The following is a 25,347-nucleotide window of genomic DNA, read 5'->3' on the forward strand; positions in this document are numbered from 1 at the left end:
ATCAATGTTCGCCAATCGTTGGGAAGGTCTGGACGAATTCGTCGCCGTTGCTGAATGCGGGCAATTCACGGCGGCGGCAGAACGTCTGGGCGTGTCGTCGTCCCATGTCAGTCGGCAAATTGCCCGCCTTGAGGAACGTCTTCAAACGCGTCTGCTATACCGCAGCACCCGAAAGGTCGCGCTGACGGAAGCGGGACAAACCTTCCTTCACCACTGCCAGCGCCTGCAGGATGGCCGGGAAGAGGCATTGCGCGCCGTGAGCGACTTGACCAGCGAGCCAAAGGGCCTGTTGCGCATGACCTGCGCGGTGGCCTACGGCGAGCGCTTCATCACGCCGCTGGTGACGCGCTTCATGGATGAGCATCCTCAATTGCGCGTGGACATCGAGCTGACCAACAACACGCTCGATCTGCTGCATGAGGGCATGGACCTGGCAATCAGACTGGGTCGGCTTCAGGAATCCAGGCTGGTGGCAACGCGTCTCGCGCCGAGGCGAATGTATTTCTGCGCTTCGCCGTCGTATCTCGAACGTTATGGACGGCCGCACAGCGTGTCGGAATTGACTCGGCACAACTGCCTCATCGGCAGTTCGGACAGTTGGTTATTGCAGCAGAACGGCCGCGAATTTTCTCAACGCGTGCAGGGAAACTGGCGCTGCAACAGTGGGCAGGCGGTGTTAGACGCGGCGTTGCAAGGGGTCGGGCTGTGTCAGCTACCGGATTACTACGTGCTCGAACACCTCAAGAGCGGCGCATTGATCTCGCTGCTCGATGCTCATCAGCCGCCGAGCACTGCGGTGTGGGCGTTGTACCCGCAGCAGCGGCACCTGTCGCCGAAGGTGAGAAAACTGGTGGATTATCTGAAGACAGGACTGGCGTTGCGGCCGGAGTATCAATGAAGCGCTACGCTCCCACAGAAATCTGCGCTTACAACCGGCAGCTGATCAGCGGGAAAAATCACCCCGCCGCTGACGCAGCCATTCCAGGTCTTCCGGCCGGGTGACTTTGATGTTGTCCGCACGGCCTTCGATAAGGCGCGGCGAGTGCCCTGCCCACTCGATCGCCGAAGCTTCGTCGGTGATCGACACATTCGAGACAAGGCCGTCGGCCAGCGCGCGATGCAGCGCGCCAAGTCTGAACATCTGCGGCGTGTAGGCCTGCCATATTAAGCTGCGATCCACCGTTTCCGCCACGCGACCACTGGCGTCGGCGCGCTTGAGGGTGTCTTTGGCGGGAACGGCGAGCAACCCGCCGACCGGATCGTCCGCCAGCTCCGCCAGTAGATAGTCGAGGTCCGAGCGCGCCAGATTCGGTCGCGCAGCATCGTGCACCAAGACCCAGTCATTGTCATCGGCGCCACTGGCGTGCAGATGAAGCAGCGCGTTGAGCACCGAATCCGCACGCTCCTTGCCGCCAGCGACTTGCTGTATCCGGGAATCCAGCGCGCAAGGCAAGGTAGGCCAATAAGGATCATCCACAGCCAGACTGATCACCAGGCCCTTGAGCCGGGGATGATCGAGAAAGCAAAGCAGGCTGTGTTCAAGAATCGTGAGGCCGCCCAGTTGCAGATACTGCTTGGGACGGTCTGCCGCCATGCGTGCGCCAACGCCCGCTGCGGGAATCACTGCCCAGAAGGCAGGAAGGGATTGAGTCATTACGCCAACATCACTGTGCCAACTGATAAAGGGTCTCGCCGTCCTTGACCATGCCCAGCTCGTGGCGGGCACGTTCTTCAACGGTCTCCAGGCCTTTTTTCAGCTCCAGCACTTCCGCGTCCATGACCCGGTTGCGCTCCAGCAAAGCTTCGTTTTCGGCATGTTGATCGGCGATTTGCTGGGTCAGACTGGCCACCTGCGCAAGGCTGCCATTACCCACCCACAGGCGATATTGCAGACCAGCGAGCAGCAAAAGCAGAACGAGGAACAACCAGTTAGGACTGCGCATTGTGAATATCTGATACCCGGTGAAGAAGACAGCAAAATCGACCAATTCAAATGCCCAAGAGCCCGGCGGTCACCGGGCTCGTGGATCAGGACATCAGGACACGTCGCGATTTACGCGAAATGTCCTACAGCGCCTGCTGCCTTTTTACCATCTTGCACTTAACCGCGAAACTCGCTGCGGCCACGGTACACAGCTTTTGCGCCCAACTGCTCTTCGATACGCAGCAGTTGGTTGTACTTGGCGATACGATCGGAGCGGCTCAGCGAACCGGTCTTGATCTGGCCTGCCGAGGTGCCCACTGCCAGATCGGCGATGGTGGAATCTTCGGTTTCGCCGGAGCGGTGCGAGATCACAGCGGTGTAACCGGCAGCCTTGGCCATCTGGATGGCTTCAAGGGTTTCGGTCAGGGTGCCGATCTGGTTGAACTTGATCAGGATCGAGTTACCGATTTTCTTCTCGATGCCTTCTTTCAGGATCTTGGTGTTGGTCACGAAAAGGTCGTCGCCCACCAGCTGGATCTTGTCGCCGATCTTGTCGGTGAGAATCTTCCAGCCGTCCCAGTCGGATTCGTCCAGGCCGTCTTCGATCGAGATGATCGGGTGTTTGCTGACCAGATCGGCCAGATAGTCGGCAAAACCGGCGGAATCGTATTCGCCTTCTTCGCTCAGGGTGTACTTGCCGTTCTTGTAGAACTCGCTGGCAGCGCAGTCCAGCGCCAGGGTCACGTCGGTGCCCAGCGTGTAGCCGGCGTTCTTCACGGCCTCAGCGATGGCGTCCAGTGCGTCGGCGTTGGAGTTCAGGTTGGGCGCGAAACCACCTTCGTCACCCACGGCGGTGTTCAGACCGCGTGCCTTGAGCACGGCTTTGAGGTGGTGGAAAATCTCGGTGCCCCAGCGCAGGCCTTCGGCGAAGGTCTTGGCGCCCACTGGCTGAACCATGAATTCCTGGATGTCGATGTTGTTATCGGCATGCTCGCCACCGTTGATGATGTTCATCATCGGGACCGGCATCGAGTAGACACCTGGCGTGCCGTTGAGGTTGGCAATGTGCGCGTACAGCGGCAGATCCTGATCCTGAGCGGCAGCTTTGGCAGCGGCCAGGGAGACAGCGAGGATGGCGTTGGCGCCCAGGCTGGCTTTGTTTTCGGTGCCGTCGAGCTGGATCATCGCGTGGTCCAGTGCCTTCTGGTCAACCGGGTCCTTGCCCAGCAGCAGGTCGCGGATCGGGCCGTTGATATTGGCCACAGCCTTGAGAACGCCTTTGCCCATGTAACGGCTCTTGTCGCCATCACGCAGCTCAAGTGCTTCACGCGAGCCGGTGGAAGCACCGGACGGCGCGCATGCACTGCCGATGATGCCGTTGTCGAGGAGCACATCTGCTTCCACGGTGGGATTGCCACGGGAGTCGAGAACTTCACGACCTTTGATGTCGACGATTTTTGCCATTGTTGTTAACACTCCAAGATTGACGAAAACGACGCAGCAGGGAAAACGATTCGGCGTCTCAGGGCTCTAGGACAACGGGCAGGCCCCAAAACGACAAATTTCCCGACCCATTGGTCGGGAAAATAACGAACGGCACTCTACCGGAGGGCTCGGCGCCGGTGAAGCGGGTTTTTAAGCCGTTTCGATCGTCGGGAAGGCCTTGACCAGATCGTCCAGCGCCTTGAGCTGAGTCAGGAATGGCTCGAGCTTGTTCAGACGTAGCGCGCATGGACCATCGCATTTGGCGTTATCCGGATCCGGATGGGCCTCGAGGAACAGCCCCGCCAGGCCCTGACTGATGCCGGCCTTGGCCAGATCGGTGACTTGGGCGCGGCGACCGCCAGCGGAATCGGAACGGCCGCCCGGCATCTGCAACGCGTGCGTCACGTCGAAGAACACCGGGTATTCGAAGGCTTTCATGATGCCGAAGCCGAGCATATCGACCACGAGGTTGTTGTAGCCAAAGCTCGAACCACGCTCGCACAGGATCAACTGGTCATTACCCGCTTCTTCACACTTGTTCAGGATGTGTTTCATCTCCTGAGGCGCGAGGAACTGGGCTTTCTTGATGTTGATCACGGCGCCGGTCTTGGCCATCGCCACGACCAGATCGGTCTGGCGGGACAGGAAAGCCGGCAGCTGAATGATGTCGCAGACCTCGGCAACGGCAGCCGCCTGATCCGGCTCGTGCACGTCGGTGATCACCGGCACGCCGAACGTGCTTTTGATCTCTTCGAAAATGCGCATGCCTGCTTCCAGGCCCGGGCCGCGATAGGACGTCACCGAAGAACGGTTGGCTTTGTCGAAGCTGGCCTTGAAAACGTAAGGGATCCCGAGCTTCTCGGTCACCCGCACGTATTCCTCACAGACCTGCATGGCCATGTCACGGGATTCCAGGACGTTCATGCCGCCGAACAAGACCATTGGCTTATCGTTGGCGATGTCAATGCCCTTGTCAGCGGAACCGACTCGGATGATTTTCTGTGCCATGAAATGAATTCCCTATCAGGCGTTCTTCTGATGTTGAGCGAGCGCGGCCTTGACGAAACCACTGAACAGCGGGTGGCCATCGCGAGGCGTGGAGGTGAATTCAGGGTGAAACTGACAGGCCACGAACCACGGATGATCGGCAGACTCGACCACTTCGACCAGCGCGCCGTCGCCGGAGCGACCGGAAACTTTCAGGCCGGCTTCGATCAGTTGCGGCAGCAGCTTGTTGTTCACCTCGTAGCGGTGACGGTGACGCTCGACGATGACGTCGTTGGCGTAGCAATCGTGTACCAGGGAGCCCGGCTCAAGCTGGCATTCCTGCGCGCCCAGGCGCATGGTGCCGCCCAGATCGGAGGCTTCGGTACGGGTTTCGACTGCGCCGGTCGCGTCTTCCCACTCGGTGATCAGACCCACGACAGGGTGCCCGCTGGTGCGGTCGAACTCGGTGGAGTTGGCGTCTTTCCAGCCCAGCACGTTACGTGCGAACTCGATGACGGCCACCTGCATGCCCAGGCAGATGCCCAGGTACGGAACCTTGTTTTCGCGAGCGAACTGCACCGCAGTGATCTTGCCTTCGACGCCGCGCAGACCAAAGCCGCCCGGCACCAGGATGGCATCCACGCCTTCGAGCAGGCCAGTGCCCTGATTTTCGATGTCTTCGGAATCGATGTAGCGCAGGTTGACCTTGGTGCGATTGGTGATGCCGGCATGGCTCATCGCTTCGATCAGCGATTTGTAAGCGTCCAGCAGCTCCATGTACTTGCCGACCATGGCGATGGTGACTTCGTGCTCCGGATTAAGCTTGGCATCGACAACCTTGTCCCACTCGGACAGGTCGGCGCCGGCGCATTGCAGACCGAAACGCTCTACGACGAAATCGTCCAGGCCTTGCGAATGCAGGATGCCCGGGATCTTGTAGATGGTGTCGGCATCTTCCAGCGCGATGACCGCACGCTCTTCGACGTTGGTGAACTGAGCGATCTTGCGGCGCGACGAGACGTCGATGGCATGGTCGGAACGGCAGATCAGCACATCAGGCTGCAGGCCGATGGAGCGCAATTCCTTGACCGAGTGCTGGGTAGGCTTGGTCTTGGTTTCGCCGGCAGTGGCGATGTAGGGCACCAGCGTCAGGTGCATCAGCATCGCGCGCTTGGCACCGACTTCGAAGCGCAACTGGCGGATGGCTTCCAGGAATGGTTGTGATTCGATGTCACCCACGGTGCCACCGATTTCCACCAGGGCCACGTCGGCATCGCCGGCGCCCTTGATGATGCGACGCTTGATCTCATCGGTGATGTGCGGAATCACCTGAATGGTCGCGCCCAGATAATCACCACGGCGCTCTTTGCGCAGGACGTGTTCGTACACACGGCCAGTGGTGAAGTTGTTGTTCTGGGTCATGGTGGTGCGGATGAAACGCTCGTAGTGACCCAGGTCCAGGTCGGTCTCGGCGCCGTCGTGGGTGACGAACACTTCACCGTGCTGGAACGGGCTCATGGTGCCCGGATCGACGTTGATGTAGGGGTCCAGCTTGAGCATGGTGACCTTAAGTCCCCTCGCCTCCAGGATGGCCGCCAATGAAGCCGAGGCAATGCCTTTCCCCAATGAAGAAACAACACCGCCCGTGACGAAGATGTAGCGCGTCATGAAAAACCCTAGAAGTCTGCGTTAAAGCGGTCAGAGCCGCCGGGGAAAGCGAAGGAAGGCCGAAGCCCCCGATGACCTGCGTGTCTCACAGTGCTGTTCAGAATCTGTTGCGCCAGAAAAAGCGACTGACCACAGGAAGGTCTGTCCATTGCTCGCCACATTTTGAGAATCGCCCAGTAAAGACTGGCTGGTAATCGGCAACTTGCATCGTTCCGAAAGGATCGACATAAGCTGTATCAAGAAGGGAGCGTAGTCTACCGGAAACGCCCTTTCAGCTCAAACTTTGGTCATTCGTCGGTGGCTGCCAGTGCAATCGCCAGTCGCCACGGGGCCCGGCGTCCAGTCCGGGCAAGTTGGCCACGGCCAATAATTGCTCACCGCGATACAGCAGCGGCAATCGGCCGCGCAAAAAAACCGGCACGCCTTTTTCGTTGAGCAGCCGCTTGAGATCCCGGCGCCCGCGGTCCGGCACATCGAAGGTCTCTCCGCCTTGCCGATAGTGCACGTGCAAGCCGCCAACAGGGGCCGAGCCGACGATCTGCAACATGCCGTTGCCCGGCAGTGTCAGCGGCTGCGAAGACAGCGACCAGTGCTGCGAGCCGGCAACATCCTTGAGCCAGATCCCGGACAACCACCAGATCCGTCCCTCGGCGCGATGCACCTGACCGTCGGCGAGGCGCCAGATCGGCCGGCCGTCGGGCCCTGCATCACGCAACGAATCCCAGCCTGCCCAGTGATCGGTATCCGGTAAACGGGTCAGCGGTGTCAGCCAGTGGCGTAAGGCATTGCGCTGCCTGGCGTCGGATAACATCTCCAGCGGCGCCAGTTCCAGCGAGGGCAGATCCAGCCACGGCCACGGACACGGCGTTTCGGCCTGAGCCAGATCCTGCTGCGCCAGCTCAACCAGCAACGCCTGCGCCTCGGCCAGATGTGCAGCGCTGCGGGTCATGCTGGCCACAGCCTGCGGCCAACGCGCCGTCAGCATGGGCATCACGTGATTGCGCAGGTAATTGCGTGAAAAGCGACTGTCATGATTGCTCGGGTCCTCGATCCAGCTCAGACCCTGCTCCCGGGCATACGCTTCCAGCGTTGCTCTGGACTCCTCGATCAACGGACGAAACAGCCGGCCCTCGCCGACAATTCGTGCCTCAGGCATCGCCGCCAGACCACGCACTCCAGCGCCTCGCAATAATCGGAACAGCAGCGTTTCAGCCTGATCATCGCGGTGCTGCGCGGTCAGCAGCACTTCGCCACGCTCAAGCACGTCATTGAAAGCGTCATAACGGGCATTGCGCGCGGCTTGCTCGAGGCTCGCGCCGGGCTTCACGGTGACATCGATGACCTGCAACGGTATGCCCAGAATCTGACAGACCTGACGACAATGTCCCGGCCAGGACTTGGCGACAGCCTGCAGGCCGTGATGAACGTGAATGGCAATCAAAGGGGGAAGGCGCTGTTGCTTCGAAAGATCCGACAGCAGATGCAGCAGGACGGTGGAATCCAGACCACCGGAGAAGGCGATGCGCCAAGCCGCTGCGTCGCGCCAGGGGGACAGGCGCGACAGCAGACGCTTGGATAAGTCTTTCTTGATGTCCGGCTTGGTCATGCGGGTCAACCTTTCAAGCTGGCCGGACCTCAGAAAAAGACTCCGGTTATACGCCGTAACTCATCAGGCGCTCGTAGCGGCGAGCCAGCAGCTCATCGTTACCGAACTTTTTGAGCATTGCCAACTGACTGCTCAACTCTTCACGAATCGATGCAGCGGCGGCGGCCGGATCACGATGTGCGCCACCCAATGGCTCGTTGATCACCTTGTCAACGATACCCAACCCTTTCAGGCGCTCGGCGGTAATGCCCATCGCTTCAGCGGCATCCGGTGCCTTCTCGGCCGTTTTCCACAGGATCGAGGCGCAGCCTTCCGGCGAGATCACCGCGTAAGTGGAATATTGCAGCATGTTCAACTGGTCGCAGACACCAATCGCCAGCGCGCCGCCCGAACCACCTTCACCGATGACGGTGGCAATGATCGGAGTCTTCAGGCGGGCCATGACGCGCAGGTTCCAGGCAATCGCTTCGCTCTGGTTGCGCTCTTCGGCGTCGATGCCCGGGTAGGCGCCCGGCGTGTCGATGAAGGTCAGGATCGGCATCTTGAAGCGCTCGGCCATTTCCATCAGACGGCAGGCCTTGCGGTAGCCCTCCGGACGCGGCATGCCGAAGTTGCGGCGAACCTTCTCGCGCACTTCGCGGCCTTTCTGGTGACCGATCACCATCACAGGCTGATCGTCGAGGCGGGCAATACCGCCGACGATTGCCGCGTCGTCGGAGAAGTGGCGATCGCCATGCAACTCGTCAAACTCGGTGAAGATGTGTTCGATGTAATCCAGTGTGTACGGACGACGCGGATGACGCGCCATGCGCGCGATCTGCCAACTGGTCAGGTTGCCGAAAATGCTTTCGGTGAGCGTATTGCTCTTCTCTTGCAGTCGAGAGATTTCGTCGCCGATGTTCAGCGAGTTGTCATTGCCTACCAGACGCAGCTCTTCAATCTTGGCTTGCAGGTCAGCAATCGGCTGTTCGAAATCCAGAAAATTCGGGTTCATAGGCATCCGTCTTGGGTCGACGGCCAAGAGGCCGGCCGGTTGATCCGTAAGCGCCATACCTTAAAGGAGCAGGCGCCTTTCGGTCGAGTTTAAAAAATTCTGAGCTGATCAGCGTTCAGCGATACTGCAGGAAGACGTTCTCTCGTCCGAACTGGTCACGCAGGGCCTGAATCAGGCTGTCTGCGGGATCGATCCGCCACGCTTCGCCAAACTGCAACAACGCCTTGGCCTCCTGCCCGGTGTAATCGAGCGTGATCGGACACGCTCCCCGGTGCTTCCTGCACAGGTCGCCCAGCCAGCGTAGACGATCGCCCTTGAGCGCTTCGCTATGCACGGTCAGACGCAAACTTTCGGCCAGCCCCGTACGCGCCTCTTCCAGGCTCATCACCCGTTTGGCACGCAAACGCAGGCCGCCGGAGAAATCATCGGAGCTGACTTCCCCCTCCACCACCACCATCGCGTCGGTCTGCAACAGCGACTGGGCCGAATGAAACGCATCGGCGAACAGCGAGGCTTCGATGCGTCCGGAGCGGTCATCGAGGGTGATGAAACCCATCTTGTCGCCCTTTTTGTTCTTCATCACGCGCAGCGCGATGATCAGCCCCGCGACGGTCTGAGTGTCCCGCGCCGGTTTCAGATCGACGATACGCTGACGGGCGAACCGTCTGATCTCACCTTCGTATTCGTCGATCGGATGCCCCGTGAGGTACAGGCCCAGCGTTTCCTTTTCGCCGCGAAGACGCTCCTTGAGAGTGACCTCCTTGGCATTGCGATGGTTCGCATAAACATCGGCGTCCGCTTCGACGAACAAACCGCCAAACAGGTCGGCATGACCACTGTCGTGACTGCGCGCGGTCTGCTCGGCGGCCTGGATCGCTTCTTCCAGAGCCGCCAGCAGGACGCCGCGGTTGCGGTCGATGTTGGCTTGATACTGTTTGGGCTCCTCAAAGAAGAACGGGCCCAGACGGTCCAGCGCGCCGCTGCTGATCAGGCCGCCCAACGTGCGTTTGTTGACGCGCTTGAGGTCGATGCGCGCACAGAAGTCGAACAGATCCTTGAACGGGCCCGCCTGACGCGCTTCGGTGATCGCCTCGACCGGCCCCTCGCCCACGCCCTTGATGGCGCCGAGGCCATAGACGATGCGGCCTTCGTCGTTCACGGTGAACTTGAATTCCGAGTTGTTCACGTCCGGCGCGTCCAGGCGCAGCTTCATGGTCCGCACTTCTTCGATCAAGGTCACGACCTTGTCGGTGTTGTGCATGTCCGCCGACAACACGGCGGCCATGAACGGCGCCGGATAGTGCTTCTTCAGCCACGCGGTCTGGTACGAAACCAGTCCATATGCCGCGGAGTGGGACTTGTTGAAGCCGTAACCGGCGAATTTTTCAACCAGGTCGAAAATGTTACCGGCAAGGTCAGGGTCGATATTGTTGGTCTTGCAACCTTCAATGAAGCCGCCGCGTTGCTTGGCCATCTCCTCGGGCTTCTTCTTGCCCATGGCGCGACGCAGCATGTCCGCACCGCCCAGCGTATAGCCGGCCATGACCTGAGCGATCTGCATCACCTGTTCCTGATACAGGATGATGCCGTAGGTCGGCGCCAATACCGGCTTCAGCCCCTCGTACTGGTAGTCGACGTGCGGGTACGACAGCTCGGCGCGGCCGTGTTTGCGGTTGATGAAGTCATCCACCATGCCCGATTGCAAGGGGCCCGGACGGAACAGCGCCACCAGTGCGATGAGGTCTTCGAGGCAGTCGGGCTTGAGCTTTTTGATCAGCTCCTTCATGCCGCGGGATTCGAGCTGGAACACCGCCGTGGTTTCGGCTTTCTGCAACAGGTCGTAGGTCGGCGCGTCGTCCAGCGGGATGAACGCGATGTCCAGCGGCTCCTCGCCCACCTTGGCGCGGTCGCGGTTGATGGTTTTCATCGCCCAGTCGATGATCGTCAGGGTGCGCAGGCCGAGGAAGTCGAACTTCACCAACCCGGCAGCTTCGACGTCATCCTTGTCGAACTGGGTCACCAGACCGCTGCCCTCTTCGTCGCAGTAAATGGCCGCGAAGTCGGTGAGTTTGGTCGGCGCGATAACCACGCCACCGGCGTGCTTGCCGACGTTACGCACGACGCCTTCGAGCTTGCGCGCCATCTCCCAGATTTCAGCGCCTTCCTCGTCGGTCTTGAGGAAGTCACGCAGGATTTCTTCCTGTTCGTAGGCCTTTTCCAGGGTCATGCCGACTTCGAACGGGATCATTTTCGACAGGCGATCCGCCAGACCGAATGACTTGCCCTGCGCCCGCGCCACGTCACGCACCACCGCCTTGGCCGCCATCGAACCGAAGGTAATGATCTGGCTCACCGCATTGCGGCCGTATTTGTCGGCCACGTATTCGATCACGCGGTCGCGGCCGTCCATGCAGAAGTCGACGTCGAAGTCGGGCATCGATACCCGCTCGGGGTTCAGGAACCGTTCGAACAGCAGGTCATATTGCAGCGGGTCCAGGTCGGTGATCTTCTGCACGTAGGCAACCAGCGAACCAGCACCCGACCCACGGCCCGGCCCCACCGGCACGCCGTTGTTCTTGGCCCACTGGATGAAGTCCATAACGATCAGGAAGTAACCGGGGAATCCCATCTGGATGATGATATCCAGCTCGAAATTCAGACGGTCGACATAGACCTGTCGCTTGGCTTCATAGTCGGGTGTCGTTTCCTTGGGCCACAGCACCGCGAGGCGCTCCTCGAGGCCTTCGAACGACACTTTGCGGAAATACTCGTCGATGGTGAGGCCATCGGGGATCGGGAAGTTGGGCAGGAAGTGCTTGCCCAGCTTGACCTCGATGTTGCAGCGCTTGGCGATCTCGACCGTGTTGGCCAGCGCGTCCGGCAGATCGCTGAACAGCTCGGCCATCTCCTCGGCACTTTTGAGGTATTGCTGATCGCTGTAATTGTGCGAACGACGCGGGTCGTCCAGCGCCCGGCCTTCGCCGATGCAGACGCGTGTCTCGTGGGCTTCGAAATCTTCCTGCTTGATGAAGCGCACATCGTTGGTCGCCACCAGTGGCGCGCCGTGCCGATCGGCCAGGGCGACGGCAGCGTGCAGGTGCTCTTCATCGTTGATGCGATTGGTGCGCTGGACCTCGACATAGAATCGGTCCGGGAAAACCGTCATCCACTCTTTGAGCAGGTGGTCGGCCTCAGCCGGATTACCGCCCAGCAAGGCCATGCCGATTTCGCCTTCTTTGGCCGCCGACAAGGCAATCAACCCTTCGCTGGCTTCGGCGACCCACTCGCGCTCGATCACCACCAGGCCATTACGCTGACCATCCATGAACCCGCGCGAGATCAGCTCGGTCAGGTTCAGGTAGCCTTTCGGGTTCATCACCAGCAGGCTGAGGCGGCTGAGCGGCGCCTCGCGATCACGACCCGCGAGCCAGATGTCAGCGCCGCAGATCGGCTTGATTCCCGCGCCCATGGTCGCTTTGTAGAATTTGACCAGCGAACACAGGTTGTTCTGGTCGGTCACCGCTACCGCAGGCATGTTCATGCCGGTCAGCGCCTTGACCAGCGGCTTGACCCGGACCAGACCGTCAACCAGAGAGTATTCGGTGTGCAGGCGTAGATGAACGAAAGAAGCCGGCATGGGTGATCCTAATAGCGCGCAGAAAACGAAGGCCGGATTGTACCGGCCTCAGGAAAAACATTCGATAAGCCAACCGACCCTGTCAGCAGTACGAAGTGTGTTGCAGTGGACGTGAGAAACCTTCATCCGCCATTGGCCGGCGGTGAGACTGTCCCTGTCGCTGAAATGCCTCTGGTCGGGACGGCCCACAGATTGAGCCGCTGCTGCGAAACGTCGGTGCCGGCATCAACTCAGCGGCAGCGAGGTAAAACCCGTGGCGATCATCATGTCCCGTGCCTCGTAAGCCGCACGTACCGGGGCAAAGGATCGCCGGTGAATCGGCGTAGGCCCAAGCCGCGCCAGGGCTTCCAGGTGGACCGGGGTCGGATAGCCCTTGTGCCCGCCAATCCCGTAACCGGGATACAGCAGCTCCATCTTCGCCATCTCGCGGTCGCGGCTCACCTTCGCCAGGATCGACGCTGCGGCGATGGCCGGGACCTGGGCATCGCCCTGAATGACCGGCGCGCTGGGAACCGAAAGCTGCGGACAGCGATTGCCGTCGATCAGTGCCAGTTTAGGAACGATGAGCAACCCTTCGACGGCACGCTTCATGGCCAGCATGGTGGCGTGCAGGATATTGAGCTCGTCAATTTCTTCCACTTCTGCCCGTGCAATGTGCCAGCACAACGCCTTTTCGCAGATCTCGTCGAATAATTTTTCGCGCTTGGCTTCGGTGAGTTTTTTCGAGTCGTTGAGGCCCAGAATGGGGCGTTTCGGGTCCAGGATGACAGCAGCCGTGACAACCGCGCCACACAGTGGACCGCGACCGACTTCGTCGACACCGGCCACCAGATCCTCGACCAGGTTGAAGTCCAGACCCATTTGCATTGATTGCACACTCATTGTGAAGGTGACGCGCCGATCAGGTTCAATACCGCTTCCGCTGCCTGATTGGAGGCATCACGACGCAAGGTTCGGTGAATTTCGTCGAAGCCGGCGGTCTGCTCAGCGCCGTTGTCGAGCAATGGCAGCAGCGTCTGCGCCAGTGCCTGGGCGGTCGCAGCGTCCTGCAGCAGTTCTGGAACCAGCAAACGCCGGGCCAACAGATTCGGCAACGACACGTACGGACTTTTCACCATCCGCTTGAGTATCCAGTAAGTCAGCGGCGCCAGACGATAGGCAACCACCATCGGCCTTTTGTACAGCAGCGCCTCCAGCGTGGCGGTGCCGGAGGCAATGAGCACCGCATCGCACGCCGCCAGCGCCAGATGAGACTGACCGTCGAGCAGCGTCAGCGGAAGATCTCGCCCCTGCAGCAATTGCTCGATCTGCGCCCGGCGTTGAGGGCTTGCGCACGGCAGGACGAAACGGATGCCGGGCCGCAAGGCCAGTAATCGCTCGGCGGTGTCGAAAAACAACGCGCCCAGGCGGCCGACTTCGCCTGCACGACTGCCAGGCATCAGCGCAACCACCGACCCGTCGCCCAGCCCGAGCTGCGCTCGAGCGTCGGCACGATCGGCGTGCAGCGGAATGGTGTCAGCCAGCGGATGCCCGACGAAGCGCACCGGAACGCCTTTTTCTTCGTAGAACCGCGCCTCGAACGGCAACAGCGTGAGCATCAGATCGCAACCTTCGCGGATCTTGAAGACGCGTTTCTGCCGCCACGCCCAGACCGACGGGCTGACATAGTGAACGGTCTTGATGCCCGCCTGACGCAGTTTGAGTTCGATATTGAGCGTGAAATCCGGGGCGTCGATGCCGATGAACACATCGGGCCTGGCATCGATCAGGTTCTGGATCAGCAGTTTGCGGCGTGCCATCAACTCCTTGAGTCGGCCCAGCACTTCGACGAGGCCCATGACCGACAGGCGCTCCATGGGAAAGCTGGACTGCATGCCCTGCGCTTCCATGAGCGGGCCGCCGACGCCGATGAACTGCACATCAGGGTGGCGCGCCTTGATTGCGCGCATCAGACCCGAACCCAGGATGTCGCCAGAGGCTTCTCCGGCGACCAGCGCTATACGCAAGGCACTCATGATTAACGGGTGATGCCGCGGGTCGAGGTCTGAATGGACTCAAGGAACAACGCGACTTCGGGGAACTGCGCCGCAGGTTCGGCCAGCTCGACGATCGCCTGCTCTACCGTCAGCCCTTGACGGTACACGGTCTTGTAAGCGCGGCGCAGCGCGTGAATCGCGTCGTCCGAGAAGCCACGACGGCGCATGCCTTCGAAATTCATGCTGCGCGCTTCGGCAGGGTTGCCGAACACGGTGACGAACGCCGGAACGTCCTTGCCGATCGCGGTGCCCATACCCGAGAAGCTGTGGGCGCCGATGTGGCAATACTGATGCACCAGCGTAAAACCGGACAGGATCGCCCAGTCATCGACGTGAACGTGCCCGGCCAATGCCGTGTTGTTGACCAGGATGCAATGGTTGCCGATGACGCTGTCGTGACCGATGTGAGCGTAGGCCATGATCAGGTTGTGATCGCCAATCGTCGTTTCGGCGCGATCCTGGATGGTGCCACGGTGAATGGTCACGCCTTCACGGATCACGTTGTGATCACCGATCACCAGCCGCGTCGCCTCACCTTTGTACTTCAGATCAGGCGTGTCCTCACCCACCGAGGAGAACTGGTAGATGTGGTTGTTCTTGCCGATTTTGGTCGGGCCGCGCAGGATTACGTGCGGGCCTATCACTGTACCCTCGCCAATTTCCACACCGGGTCCGACGATCGACCACGGGCCGACCTCCACATTGTCGGCCAGCACGGCCGTCGGATCGATGATTGCGCGAGAGTCAATCAAACTCATAGCTTACGTTCCGCACAGATGATTTCGGCGGAGCAGACCGGCTTGCCGTCTACCGAAGCCTGGCACTCGAACTTCCAGATCTGACGCTTGCAGCTGATGAACTTGGCTTCAAGGATCAGTTGGTCGCCCGGCAGCACTGGCTGGCGGAAACGCAGCTTGTCGGAGCCGACGAAATAGTAAAGCGTGCCATCGGCCGGCTTCACGTCAAGCATCTTGAAACCCAGGATACCCGCCGCCTGCGCCATGGCTTCGATGATCAGCACACCCGGCATGATCGGATGCTGGGGGAAATGCCCGTTGAAGAATGGCTCGTTGATGCTGACATTCTTGTAGGCACGAATGCTTTTATTCTCAACATCCAGCTCCACCACACGGTCCACGAGCAGGAACGGGTAACGGTGAGGCAGATATTCGCGGATTTCGTTGATGTCCATCATTTCGAGAGAAAGCCTGTAGTAAAGATTGGGAGTGCGACTAACGCGGCACCCCTCTAGCAAATCAAGGAGGCAGTTATCGACTGTGCACGCTTGATAAGAAAAAGGTATCAGCCATCAGATGACGCTTTACCGCCTGAGGTCACTGCCTCGACAATCTTTTCCAGCTGTTGCAGTCGTCGCGACATGTCGTCGAGCTGACGGATCCGTGCTGCACTCTTGCGCCATTCCGCAGCCGGCTGCATCGCCGTCCCCGAAGAGTAGGAACCAGGCTCGGTGATCGAACGGGTCACCATGGTCATCCCGGTGATGAAAACGCCGTCACAGATTTCAATGTGCCCGACAAGCCCGACACCGCCTGCCAGCATGCAATGCTTGCCGATTTTGGCGCTGCCGGAAATACCGACACAGGCCGCCATGGCCGTGTGATCGCCGACCTGCACGTTGTGGGCGATCTGAATCTGGTTGTCCAGTTTCACGCCATTGCCAATACGCGTGTCGTCCATGGCCCCACGGTCGATGGCGGTATTCACGCCGATCTCCACGTCGTCACCGATGGTCACGCCACCGATCTGCGCGATCTTCTGCCAGACGCCTTTTTCGTTGGCAAAGCCGAAGCCTTCGCCGCCGAGCACGGCGCCGGATTGAATCACCACCCGCTGCCCGATACGCACGTCGTGATACAGCGTGACGCGCGGAGCCAGCCAGCCACCCTCGCCGATCACGCTACGTGCGCCGATGAAGCAGTGAGCGCCGATGGTCACGCCTGCCGCGATCCGGGCGCCGCTTTCGATGACGGCATAAGGACCGATGCTGGCGGCCGCGTCGACCACCGCATCTTCAGCGACGACCGCAGTGGGGTGGATACCTGCCGCCGCCTTGGGCTTGGGATCGAACAGGTGAGAAATGCGCGCGTAAGCCAGATAGGGGTCGGCGATCATCAACGCGTCGCCCGCATACCCCTCGGCATCCGCCGGCTTGAGCAGCACGGCAGCGGCCTGTGTGGCGGGCAGGAATTTGCGATATTGGGGATTGGCCAGGAAACTGACCTGACTTGGACCGGCCTCCTGCAAGGTGGCCAGTCCAGTGATCTGCTTGTCCGCCGGGCCACGCAACGTGGCGCCGAGGAACTCGGCCAACTGGCCGAGCGTGATGATCGCGGTCATGAATTTACTTCAGCTGGTTCATGCGCTCGATGACCTGGCGAGTGACGTCGTACTGAGGCTTGACATCAATCACGGCACCGCGCTCGAACACCAGGTCGAAACCGCCTTTCTTGATCACTTCTTCAACGGCTTGATCCAGCTTCGGCTTCAGTTGTTTCAGCATGTCACGGTCAGCAACAGCCTTGGCTTCGTTCAGTTCCTTGGACTGGAACTGGAAGTCACGGGCCTTCTGCTTGAAGTCCAGTTCCAGACGCTCACGCTCAGGCTGGGCCATCTTGTCGCCACCCGCGACCAGACGATCCTGAATGCCTTTGGCGCTGCTTTCCAGTGCCTTGAGCTTGGTCAGTTGAGGACCGAATTTCTTCTCTGCATCTACCGCGTATTTCTTGGCTGCGTCGGACTCGAGCAACGCCATCTGGTAGTTCAGGACTGCGATTTTCATGTCAGCAAATGCCGGGCCTGCTACCAGAACCGTCGCCAGCAATGCCAATTGGGTCAACTTACGCACGATGTAACTCCTACAGAATCCGTTGTCGTTTGCAGTGATCAGACCCTTAGAAGGTCTGACCGAGAGAGAATTGGAAGACCTGGGTTTCGGTGCTGTCGTCCGGCTTCTTGACCGGCATAGCCAGGGCGAAACTCAAAGGACCCAATGCGGTGATCCAGGTCACGCCAACACCGACCGAGCTGGCCAGACCGGAAAGGTCAGGGCCGTTACACTCGACCTTCTCGCCGTCGAGCGTGGTCTTCTGCGAGCCGCAGTTGGTGTTGAAAACGTTACCGACGTCCCAGAACAGCGAGGTACGCAGCGAACGCTGGTCCTTGATGAACGGAAGCGGGAAGAGAATCTCGGCACCGCCGGTGATCAAGACGTTACCACCGAACGGCAGCGGATCCTGATCCGGGTCTGCCAGGGTGCCACGGCTACCGCTACTCGGGGTACTGCGTGGACCCAGCGTGCTGTCCTTGAAGCCACGAACCGAGTTGAAGCCACCGGCGTAGTAGTTCTCGTAGAACGGCAGACCGGAAGTCGAACCGTAACCATCACCGTAACCCAGCTCCGAGTGCAGACGCAGGGTGTAATTGGTGGAGATCGGGTGGAACAACTGACCGCGATAATCAAGTTTGTAGAACGACAGGTCGCTGCCCGGAATGGTGGTTTCCAGCGTCAGGCTCTGGGAATGACCACGGGTCGGCAAGGTGCCTTTGTTCAAGGTCGATTCGGACCAGCCGACAGACGCCTTGAAGTTGGTGAAGCTGTCGCCTTCCTTGTCGATGAAGTCGAAGATCTCGTCGACGGTGTACTTACCGGTGCTCAGTTCGTCCTTCTGGACCGACAGGCCGAAGTTCAGGCGCGCCGTCTCGCTGATCGGGTAGCCCATGTTGATACCGGCACCCAGGCTGTCTACCGAGTAGCTGGCCACGTCGACGTCCAGGTCGTCGTAATCGGTCTTGCGGTAGAACGCGCTGTAACCCAGGCTCACACCGTCCGGCGTGAAGTACGGATCGACGTAGCTGAAGTTGTAGCGGGTCTGGTATTCACTTTTGGTCAGGCCGATGCTGACCTTGTTACCGGTACCCAGGAAGTTGTTCTGGCTGATCGAACCACCCAGGATCAGACCCGCACTCTGTGCGAAACCGACGCTGGCGGTGATCGAACCGGAGGCCTGCTCTTCCACTGCGTAGTTGACGTCCACCTGATCATCGGTGCCCGGCACCGCAGGAGTTTCGACGTTCACTTCCTTGAAGAAGCCCAGACGGTCCAGACGGGTTTTGGACTGGTCGATCAGGTAGGTCGAAGCCCAGCCGCCTTCCATCTGACGCATCTCGCGACGCAGTACTTCGTCCGCGGTCTTGGTGTTGCCACGGAAATTGATGCGGTTGACGTAGGCGCGCTTGCCCGGATCGACAGCGAACAGGATGTCGACGGTGTGATCTTCATCGTTCGGGGTCGGAACGCCGTTGACGTTGGCGAAGGTATAACCCTCGTTACCCAGACGACGGGTGATCAGCTCGGAGGTCGTGGTCATGACCTTACGGGAGAACACCTGACCCGGCTTGACCAGCAGCAGCGACTGGATCTGGTCTTCCGGAACCTTGAGGTCACCGCTCAGCTTGACCGACTTGACGCTGTACTTCTCGCCTTCATGAATGTTGACGGTGATGTACACGCTTTTCTTGTCAGGCGTGATGGAGACCTGAGTCGAGGCGATATCCATGTTGATATAGCCGCGGTCGAGGTAGTACGAACGCAGACGTTCCAGGTCGCCGGACAGCTTTTCGCGGGCGTACTTGTCGTCGTTCTTGAAGAAGGAAAGCCAGTTGGTGGTTTTCAGCTCGAACAGATCGACCAGATCCTGTTCGGGGAAAACGGAGTTACCCACCACGTTGATGTGCTGGATCGCCGCAACGGCGCCTTCATTGATGTTGATCTTGAGGCCAACGCGGTTGCGCGGTTGAGGGACGACTTCAGTGGCGACTTCTGCCGAATAGCGGCCTTGGGCTACGTATTGACGCTGCAGTTCGTTACGAACGCCTTCCAGGGTTGCACGCTGGAAAATCTCGCCTTCTGCCAGACCCGACTGCTTCAGACCCTTCATCAGGTCTTCAGTGGTGATCGCCTTGTTACCTTCGATCTCGATGCTGGAAACCGATGGGCGCTCGACCACGGTAATGACCAGGACGTTACCGTCGCGGCCCAGCTGGATATCCTGGAAAAACCCGGTTTTGAACAGCGCACGCGTTGCGTCGACCAGACGCGCGTCATCGGCCTGTTCACCCACGTTCAACGGCAACGCACCAAACACGCTGCCCGCGGAAACCCGCTGCAGGCCGTTGACACGGACATCGGAGATAGTGAAGGACTCGGCGTGAACTTCGGCGATCATCAGTACGGCAAGAACCGCAGTTAGCAGCAGACGTTTCATGAAGTCCTTTCTTATTCCAACTGGCAATAAACAAACTGCCGCAAAATGCGGCAGATTCACAATTCGGCGTAGCTTTTACAGTCGTCCCAGATCGTTGACCAGTGCGAGCAACATGACTCCAACCACCAGACTTATTCCGATCTGAACCCCCCAGCCCTGCACCTTTTCCGACAGTGGTCGACCACGCGCCCACTCGATCAGATAAAACAGCAAGTGCCCCCCGTCCAACACTGGAATGGGCAGCAAATTGAGAACCCCCAGGCTTATGCTCAGATAAGCAAGGAAATTCAAGAAGTCACCTACACCTGACTGGGCCGAAGCGCCCGCCACTTTAGCAATGGTTATCGGTCCGCTCAAGTTTTTTACCGACAGCTCGCCGAACAACATTTTCTTCAGCGAATCGAGGGTCAGCACACTCATGGTCCAAGTACGCCGGGCACCCTCCGCAACTGCTGCCAACGGGCCATAACTGACCTCGCGCAGCATCTCGGGTGGCCAGTCCACGCCCTTCACACCGGCGCCAAGGTAACCCGTCGCCGCCTTGCCCTCGCCATGAGCAACGAGCGTGACGGGCACATCGATCTGAGCGCCATCGCGCTCCACGCGCAAAGAAATGCTTGTATCGGGGCGGACACGAACCCAGTCCACGACCTGCTGCCATTCGTCGAAAGGCTGACCATTGGCAGCCAGCAGACGATCACCGGTTTTCAGGCCTGCTGCCTGTGCCGGGCCTTTTGGATCGAGCTCGGCAAGCACGGGTGCCAGCGCTGGACGCCATGGCCGGATGCCCAGGGAGCGAATCGGATCAGGCTCATCGGCGCCCTTGAGCCAGTTATCCAGCACCAGCGCATGTGCGGTTTCCACGTCGGAACCCTGGTCACGCACCTTCAGTGCGATGCTGCCGCTTTCACCCAGTCTGCGCACCAGCTGCAGGTTCACTGCCGCCCAACCGGAGGTGGCCTGGCCATCTACTGAAACAATTTCCTGACCGGAAGTCAGACCAGCCTTCTGCGCGATACTGCCAGTTTCGACACCACCAATGACCGGACGCACCTGCTGGCTGCCCAGCATCGCGAGTACCCAGAAAAATACAATGGCCAGCAGAAAGTTAGCGACAGGCCCCGCGATGACGATCGCGATGCGCTTGTAAACCGATTTGCGATTGAAGGACTGATCGACGAGCTCAGGCGGAACGTCGCCTTCACGCTCATCGAGCATCTTGACGTAACCGCCCAGCGGGATGGCCGCAACGACGAACTCAGTCCCCTTGCGATCGTGCCAGCGCAGCAACGGGGTGCCGAAGCCGACGGAGAATCTCAACACCTTGACGCCACAACGCCTGGCCACCCAGAAATGGCCAAACTCGTGAAAGGTCACCAGCACACCCAAGGCAACCAGGGTGCCGACTATCATATATAGCGCGCTCATCACTGTTCTCCGGGTTCCGGTTTGACGGTGCGCTCAAGCACACGCTGCATGCTCATGCGCACCCATTGACCTGCGCCTGTCGGCACTTGCCGTTTATCGCCCATTTCGACCGAGCCACTGCTCCGCCAGCGATCGAGCCCGGGCATCGACTTCGAAAACCGTATCCAGCTCATCCACTGCCACGACAGGCTCAAGATTCAACACCTCGTCGATCATACTCGCGATCTCCGGGTAACGGATGCGTCGGTCCAGGAACGCCGCAACCGCCACTTCGTTGGCCGCATTCAAGACCGCCGGAGCGCTGTTCCCGGTTTCCGCAGCTTGCCGCGCAAGGCGCAGGCAAGGGAAGCGCAATTCGTCCGGTGCCTGAAAGTCCAGCCGGGCAATGCTGAACAGATCGAGCGGCGCGACGCCCGAATCGATGCGCTCAGGCCAGGCGAGCGCATGGGCAATCGGCGTGCGCATGTCGGGGTTGCCCAGTTGCGCCAGCACCGAGCCATCCACATAGTCCACCATCGAGTGGATCACGCTCTGGGGGTGGATGACCACCTGGATCTTTTCAGGCATGGTGTCGAACAACCAGCAGGCTTCGATCAGCTCGAGGCCCTTGTTCATCATGCTCGCAGAATCCACGGAAATCTTGCGCCCCATGGACCAGTTCGGGTGCGCACAGGCCTGCTCTGGCGAAACATCTTCCAGCTCGGCCAGTGCCGTTTCGCGAAACGGACCGCCCGAAGCTGTCAGCAATATCCGCCGCACCCCCACCTGCGCAAGGCCATTGGCGTAGTTGCCAGGCAGGCACTGGAAGATCGCGTTGTGCTCGCTGTCCAGAGGCAGCAATACCGTGCCACTGCGGCGCACGGCCTGCATGAACAGCGCGCCGGACATGACCAGCGCCTCCTTGTTGGCCAGCAAAACCTTCTTGCCAGCCTCCACCGCCGCAAGCGTCGGGCGCAGACCGGCCGCCCCGACGATGGCCGCCAGTACGGTGTCGACCTGCGGGTGAGCAGACACCTCGCACAGGCCGCCCTCCCCTACCAGCACCCGCGTGTCGAGGCCGGCCGCCCGCAAGTCATCCTGCAATTGCCGCGCAGCGACCGTGGTCGGGACCACGGCGAACTGTGGTGTGTGGCGAATGCACAACGCCAGCAGCTCTGTCAGACGGCTGAAGCCGGTCAGGGCGAAAACCTGGTAGCGCGAAGGATGACGCGCGATAACGTCAAGCGTACTCAGGCCTACCGACCCGGTAGCTCCCAGAACGGTGATCAGTTGGGGCTTGCTCACATCATGCCCCAATCTTTGGCTGCCCAGAGCAGCAGGGCGAAAACCGGAATCGCGGCGGTCAGGCTGTCGATGCGGTCAAGCACGCCGCCATGACCCGGCAGCAGGTTGCTGCTGTCCTTAACGCCGGATTTCCGCTTGAACATGCTTTCGGTCAGATCGCCCACCACGGAGATCAACACGACGATCGCCGCGCACACCAGCGCGAACACGATCTCAAGAATGGACCATCCGCGGAAAATACCCACGACCGCCGTGATGAGCAGGCAGGCAGCGAGACCGCCGTAAAGGCCTTCCCAGCTTTTGCCCGGACTGACTTTCGGGGCTAGCTTGCGCTTGCCGAACGCCTTGCCGGAGAAATAGGCGCCAATGTCGGCCCCCCACACCAGAATCATCACCGAAAGAATCAGCCAGTTGCCCATCGGCGCCAGCTTGATGAGAACCAGTCCTTGCCAGGCCGGCAGCAGAATCAGCAAACCGATGGCCAGTTTGCATGCGGCGCTTGACCAGTGTTCGCTGGACTCGGGGTACGTCAGCACCAGCCAGGTCGCGGTCAACCACCAGAGCAAGGCCGCCACCAGGATCCATGGTGCGAGCCCGGGCAACAGATAAAGAAGAAACAGCAGCACCCCGACCACGGCCGAATACAGCACGCGGGCAGATTGAGCTTCAAAACCGGCCAGACGCGCCCATTCCCACGCCCCCAGCACCACTACGGCGCCGATGAACAGCGCGAAGCTGCCACCGGCGAGCAGAAAGAAGCCGCACAGGGCGAGTGGCGCAAGGATCAACGCTGTGATGATTCGTTGTTTGAGCATTAAGCACGGGCTCCTGCTTCAACCTGCTCGCTGGTCTTCCCGAAGCGGCGTTGGCGAGAAGCGAAATCGGCCAGCGCATGGCGCATGGCTTCGTGTTTGAAGTCCGGCCAGAACAGGTCGGAGAAATACAACTCGGCGTAAGCCAGCTGCCACAGCAGGAAATTGCTGATGCGGTGCTCGCCACCGGTACGAATGCACAGATCTGGCAACGGCAGATCGCCCGTTGCCAGACAGGTCTGCAGCAGCTCCGGGGTGATATCGTCAGGGCGCAGATGCCCGGCCTGAACCTCACGCGCAAGGCGCTGCGCGGCCTGAGCGATGTCCCACTGACCGCCATAATTGGCGGCGATCTGCAGGACAAAGCGGCTGTTCGCGGCAGTGCTGGCTTCCGCTTCGCGGATAGCAGCCTGCAACTCCGGGTGGAACCGGGAGCGATCACCGATGATCCGCAGGCTGATGCCGTTCTCGTTCAGGCGCCGGGTCTCTCGACGCAAGGCGGTGAAGAACAACTCCATCAGCGCACCGACCTCCTCGGCCGGACGCTGCCAGTTCTCACTGGAGAAGGCGAACAGCGTCAGCACCTCGACCTTGGCCTCGGCGCACACCTCGATCACGGCGCGAACGGCGTCCACGCCAGCCTTGTGGCCTGCCACACCTGGCAGCAGACGCTTCTTGGCCCAGCGATTGTTCCCATCCATGATGATCGCGACATGACGCGGCACCGATGACGGCACAGCCAGCTTTGTCTTATCCATGAAAGCTTCCTGACCCCTTATACGGCCATCAGGTCCTTCTCTTTATCTTCCGTGGCCTTGGTGATCTGGGCCTCGAAATCCTTGATCAGCTTGTCGATCTCAGCGGTACCACGACGTTCTTCGTCTTCGCTGATCTCTTTGTCCTTGACCAGTTTCTTCAGATCGCCCAGCGCATCGCGACGGATATTGCGAACGGCTACGCGCGCATCTTCTGCGGCACTGCGAGCCTGTTTGGTGAAGCCCTTGCGGGTCTCTTCGGTCAGCGCGGGCATGGAGATCAGCAGCATCTCGCCCAGGTTGGTCGGGTTCAGGTTCAGACCTGCGCTTTGAATCGCCTTGTCGACCGCCGCGAGCATATTGCGCTCGAACGCCACGACCTGCAGGGTGCGGGAGTCTTTGACGGTGACGCTGGCCACGCCGCTCAACGGGGTATCAGCGCCGTAGTAAGGCACCATCACGCTGCCCAGGATGCTTGGGTGGGCCTTGCCGGTACGAATCTGGCCAAACGCGTGGTGCAGCGATTCGATGGATTTCTGCATGCGCTCTTGAGCGGCTTTTTTAATGTCGTTGATCATTGTTCGCCTTCCTCGATCAAAGTTCCTTCCGCGCCGCCATGCACGATGTTCAGCAGGGCGCCGGGTTTGTTCATATTAAAGACACGCAGCGGCATCTTGTGGTCACGGCACAGGCAGATGGCCGTCAGGTCCATTACACCCAGCTTGCGATCCAGCACTTCATCGTAGGTCAGATGATCGAACTTCTCGGCATGCGGGTCCTTGAATGGATCGGCAGTGTACACACCATCCACCTTGGTTGCCTTCAACACGACGTCGGCGTCGATTTCGATTGCGCGCAGGCAGGCAGCCGAATCGGTGGTGAAGAACGGGTTGCCGGTCCCCGCAGCGAAAATGACCACTTCTTTGGAATTGAGGTGGCGCATGGCTTTGCGACGATCATAGTGATCGGTCACACCCACCATGGAGATGGCCGACATCACGATGGCCGAGATATTGGCGCGCTCCAGCGCATCACGCATTGCCAGGGCATTCATCACAGTGGCCAGCATGCCCATGTGATCGCCCGTGACACGGTCCATGCCAGCGGCACTCAACGCCGCACCACGGAACAGGTTGCCACCGCCGATCACCAGACCGACCTGAACCCCAATGCCCACCAGCTGACCCACTTCAAGCGCCATGCGATCCAGCACTTTAGGGTCGATACCGAACTCTTCCGACCCCATCAGGGCCTCGCCGCTAAGCTTGAGTAGAATGCGTTTATAGCGAGCTTGATAACCACTGCCCTGCTGAGCCATTGCGAATCTCTCCTGCGGCGTTAAAAAAAATCTGACGAGTCGACCAGCCATGTGCGGCTGCGCTAACTCTAGGCTACTACCTGAGGAAATTGCAGCCTCGTAAGCCGCAACCCCTGAAAAACAAATTC

22 protein-coding genes are annotated in these 25,347 nt (G+C 60.0%); 1 reads left to right on the top strand and 21 read right to left on the bottom strand.

From position 1 onward, the window contains the following. Positions 1 to 4: 4 nt before the first annotated feature. The gene (locus QRN36_RS00475; RefSeq protein WP_285422363.1) at positions 5 to 898 is read left to right on the top strand and encodes a LysR family transcriptional regulator; all 894 of its coding nucleotides are present in this window, start codon (positions 5 to 7) and stop codon (positions 896 to 898) included. 45 nt (positions 899 to 943) lie between these two features. Here QRN36_RS00475 and ispD read toward each other — a convergent pair whose 3' ends face one another. The 21 genes from ispD to pyrH all read right to left on the bottom strand — a co-directional run bounded on the left by ispD (position 944) and on the right by pyrH (position 25,219). Continuing rightward, positions 944 to 1,654, bottom strand: a complete 711-nt coding sequence (ispD, locus tag QRN36_RS00480) for a 2-C-methyl-D-erythritol 4-phosphate cytidylyltransferase (protein WP_285422364.1) — start codon at positions 1,652 to 1,654, stop codon at positions 944 to 946. 10 nt (positions 1,655 to 1,664) lie between these two features. Then, entirely contained in the window at positions 1,665 to 1,943 is a 279-nt protein-coding gene (ftsB, locus tag QRN36_RS00485; RefSeq protein ID WP_093464171.1) for a cell division protein FtsB, read from the bottom strand. A 158-nt stretch (positions 1,944 to 2,101) separates the two neighbouring features. Further along, entirely contained in the window at positions 2,102 to 3,388 is a 1,287-nt protein-coding gene (eno, locus tag QRN36_RS00490; RefSeq protein WP_093463361.1) for a phosphopyruvate hydratase, read from the bottom strand. 171 nt (positions 3,389 to 3,559) lie between these two features. Next, positions 3,560 to 4,417 (bottom strand): 3-deoxy-8-phosphooctulonate synthase, encoded by an 858-nt coding sequence (gene kdsA, locus QRN36_RS00495; RefSeq protein ID WP_093463358.1) that lies wholly within the window; start codon positions 4,415 to 4,417, stop codon positions 3,560 to 3,562. Positions 4,418 to 4,432: 15 nt separating this feature from the next. Next, positions 4,433 to 6,064: a CTP synthase gene (locus QRN36_RS00500; RefSeq protein ID WP_093463355.1), complete on the bottom strand. Its 1,632-nt coding sequence runs from the start codon at positions 6,062 to 6,064 to the stop codon at positions 4,433 to 4,435. A 271-nt stretch (positions 6,065 to 6,335) separates the two neighbouring features. Next, positions 6,336 to 7,670 carry a tRNA lysidine(34) synthetase TilS gene (gene tilS, locus QRN36_RS00505; RefSeq protein WP_285422365.1) on the bottom strand — a complete coding sequence of 445 codons (1,335 nt, stop codon included), beginning with the start codon at positions 7,668 to 7,670 and terminating at the stop codon, positions 6,336 to 6,338. 46 nt (positions 7,671 to 7,716) lie between these two features. Continuing rightward, positions 7,717 to 8,664, bottom strand: coding sequence for an acetyl-CoA carboxylase carboxyl transferase subunit alpha (gene accA / locus QRN36_RS00510; protein ID WP_093463349.1), 948 nt, complete (start codon positions 8,662 to 8,664; stop codon positions 7,717 to 7,719). Positions 8,665 to 8,779: 115 nt separating this feature from the next. After that, the gene (gene dnaE / locus QRN36_RS00515; protein WP_285422366.1) at positions 8,780 to 12,301 is read right to left on the bottom strand and encodes a DNA polymerase III subunit alpha; all 3,522 of its coding nucleotides are present in this window, start codon (positions 12,299 to 12,301) and stop codon (positions 8,780 to 8,782) included. A gap of 225 nt (positions 12,302 to 12,526) precedes the next feature. Then, positions 12,527 to 13,168, bottom strand: a complete 642-nt coding sequence (gene rnhB / locus QRN36_RS00520) for a ribonuclease HII (protein WP_285422367.1) — start codon at positions 13,166 to 13,168, stop codon at positions 12,527 to 12,529. A gap of 11 nt (positions 13,169 to 13,179) precedes the next feature. Next, positions 13,180 to 14,316, bottom strand: a complete 1,137-nt coding sequence (gene lpxB, locus QRN36_RS00525) for a lipid-A-disaccharide synthase (RefSeq protein ID WP_306470141.1) — start codon at positions 14,314 to 14,316, stop codon at positions 13,180 to 13,182. Between the two features lie 2 nt (positions 14,317 to 14,318). Further along, a complete protein-coding gene (lpxA, locus tag QRN36_RS00530; protein ID WP_093463337.1) occupies positions 14,319 to 15,095 on the bottom strand; it encodes an acyl-ACP--UDP-N-acetylglucosamine O-acyltransferase in 777 nt (258 codons plus the stop codon). Then, complete coding sequence (fabZ, locus tag QRN36_RS00535) at positions 15,092 to 15,532, bottom strand: 3-hydroxyacyl-ACP dehydratase FabZ (RefSeq protein ID WP_093463334.1); 441 nt, start codon at positions 15,530 to 15,532, stop codon at positions 15,092 to 15,094. Before fabZ ends, lpxA begins: the two co-directional genes overlap by 4 nt. 107 nt (positions 15,533 to 15,639) lie before the next feature. Then, on the bottom strand, positions 15,640 to 16,695 hold the full coding sequence (gene lpxD, locus QRN36_RS00540; protein WP_285422368.1) for a UDP-3-O-(3-hydroxymyristoyl)glucosamine N-acyltransferase: 1,056 nt from the start codon (positions 16,693 to 16,695) through the stop codon (positions 15,640 to 15,642). Positions 16,696 to 16,699: 4 nt separating this feature from the next. Next, a complete protein-coding gene (locus QRN36_RS00545) occupies positions 16,700 to 17,203 on the bottom strand; it encodes an OmpH family outer membrane protein (protein WP_093463328.1) in 504 nt (167 codons plus the stop codon). Between the two features lie 46 nt (positions 17,204 to 17,249). Next, entirely contained in the window at positions 17,250 to 19,622 is a 2,373-nt protein-coding gene (gene bamA, locus QRN36_RS00550; RefSeq protein ID WP_285422369.1) for an outer membrane protein assembly factor BamA, read from the bottom strand. 75 nt (positions 19,623 to 19,697) lie between these two features. Beyond that, on the bottom strand, positions 19,698 to 21,050 hold the full coding sequence (gene rseP / locus QRN36_RS00555; RefSeq protein WP_285422370.1) for a sigma E protease regulator RseP: 1,353 nt from the start codon (positions 21,048 to 21,050) through the stop codon (positions 19,698 to 19,700). A 93-nt stretch (positions 21,051 to 21,143) separates the two neighbouring features. Continuing rightward, positions 21,144 to 22,334, bottom strand: coding sequence for a 1-deoxy-D-xylulose-5-phosphate reductoisomerase (ispC, locus tag QRN36_RS00560; RefSeq protein ID WP_285422371.1), 1,191 nt, complete (start codon positions 22,332 to 22,334; stop codon positions 21,144 to 21,146). Then, positions 22,331 to 23,149: a phosphatidate cytidylyltransferase gene (locus QRN36_RS00565; RefSeq protein WP_285422372.1), complete on the bottom strand. Its 819-nt coding sequence runs from the start codon at positions 23,147 to 23,149 to the stop codon at positions 22,331 to 22,333. Before QRN36_RS00565 ends, ispC begins: the two co-directional genes overlap by 4 nt. After that, complete coding sequence (gene uppS / locus QRN36_RS00570; RefSeq protein WP_093463314.1) at positions 23,149 to 23,904, bottom strand: polyprenyl diphosphate synthase; 756 nt, start codon at positions 23,902 to 23,904, stop codon at positions 23,149 to 23,151. Before uppS ends, QRN36_RS00565 begins: the two co-directional genes overlap by 1 nt. A gap of 17 nt (positions 23,905 to 23,921) precedes the next feature. After that, a complete protein-coding gene (frr, locus tag QRN36_RS00575; protein ID WP_093463311.1) occupies positions 23,922 to 24,479 on the bottom strand; it encodes a ribosome recycling factor in 558 nt (185 codons plus the stop codon). After that, the gene (gene pyrH, locus QRN36_RS00580) at positions 24,476 to 25,219 is read right to left on the bottom strand and encodes a UMP kinase (RefSeq protein ID WP_011059526.1); all 744 of its coding nucleotides are present in this window, start codon (positions 25,217 to 25,219) and stop codon (positions 24,476 to 24,478) included. The genes frr and pyrH overlap by 4 nt, the downstream gene beginning before the upstream one ends. Between the last annotated feature and the right edge of the window lie 128 nt (positions 25,220 to 25,347).

The organism is Pseudomonas sp. efr-133-TYG-103a (genome assembly GCF_030209235.1).
GTDB lineage: Bacteria > Pseudomonadota > Gammaproteobacteria > Pseudomonadales > Pseudomonadaceae > Aquipseudomonas.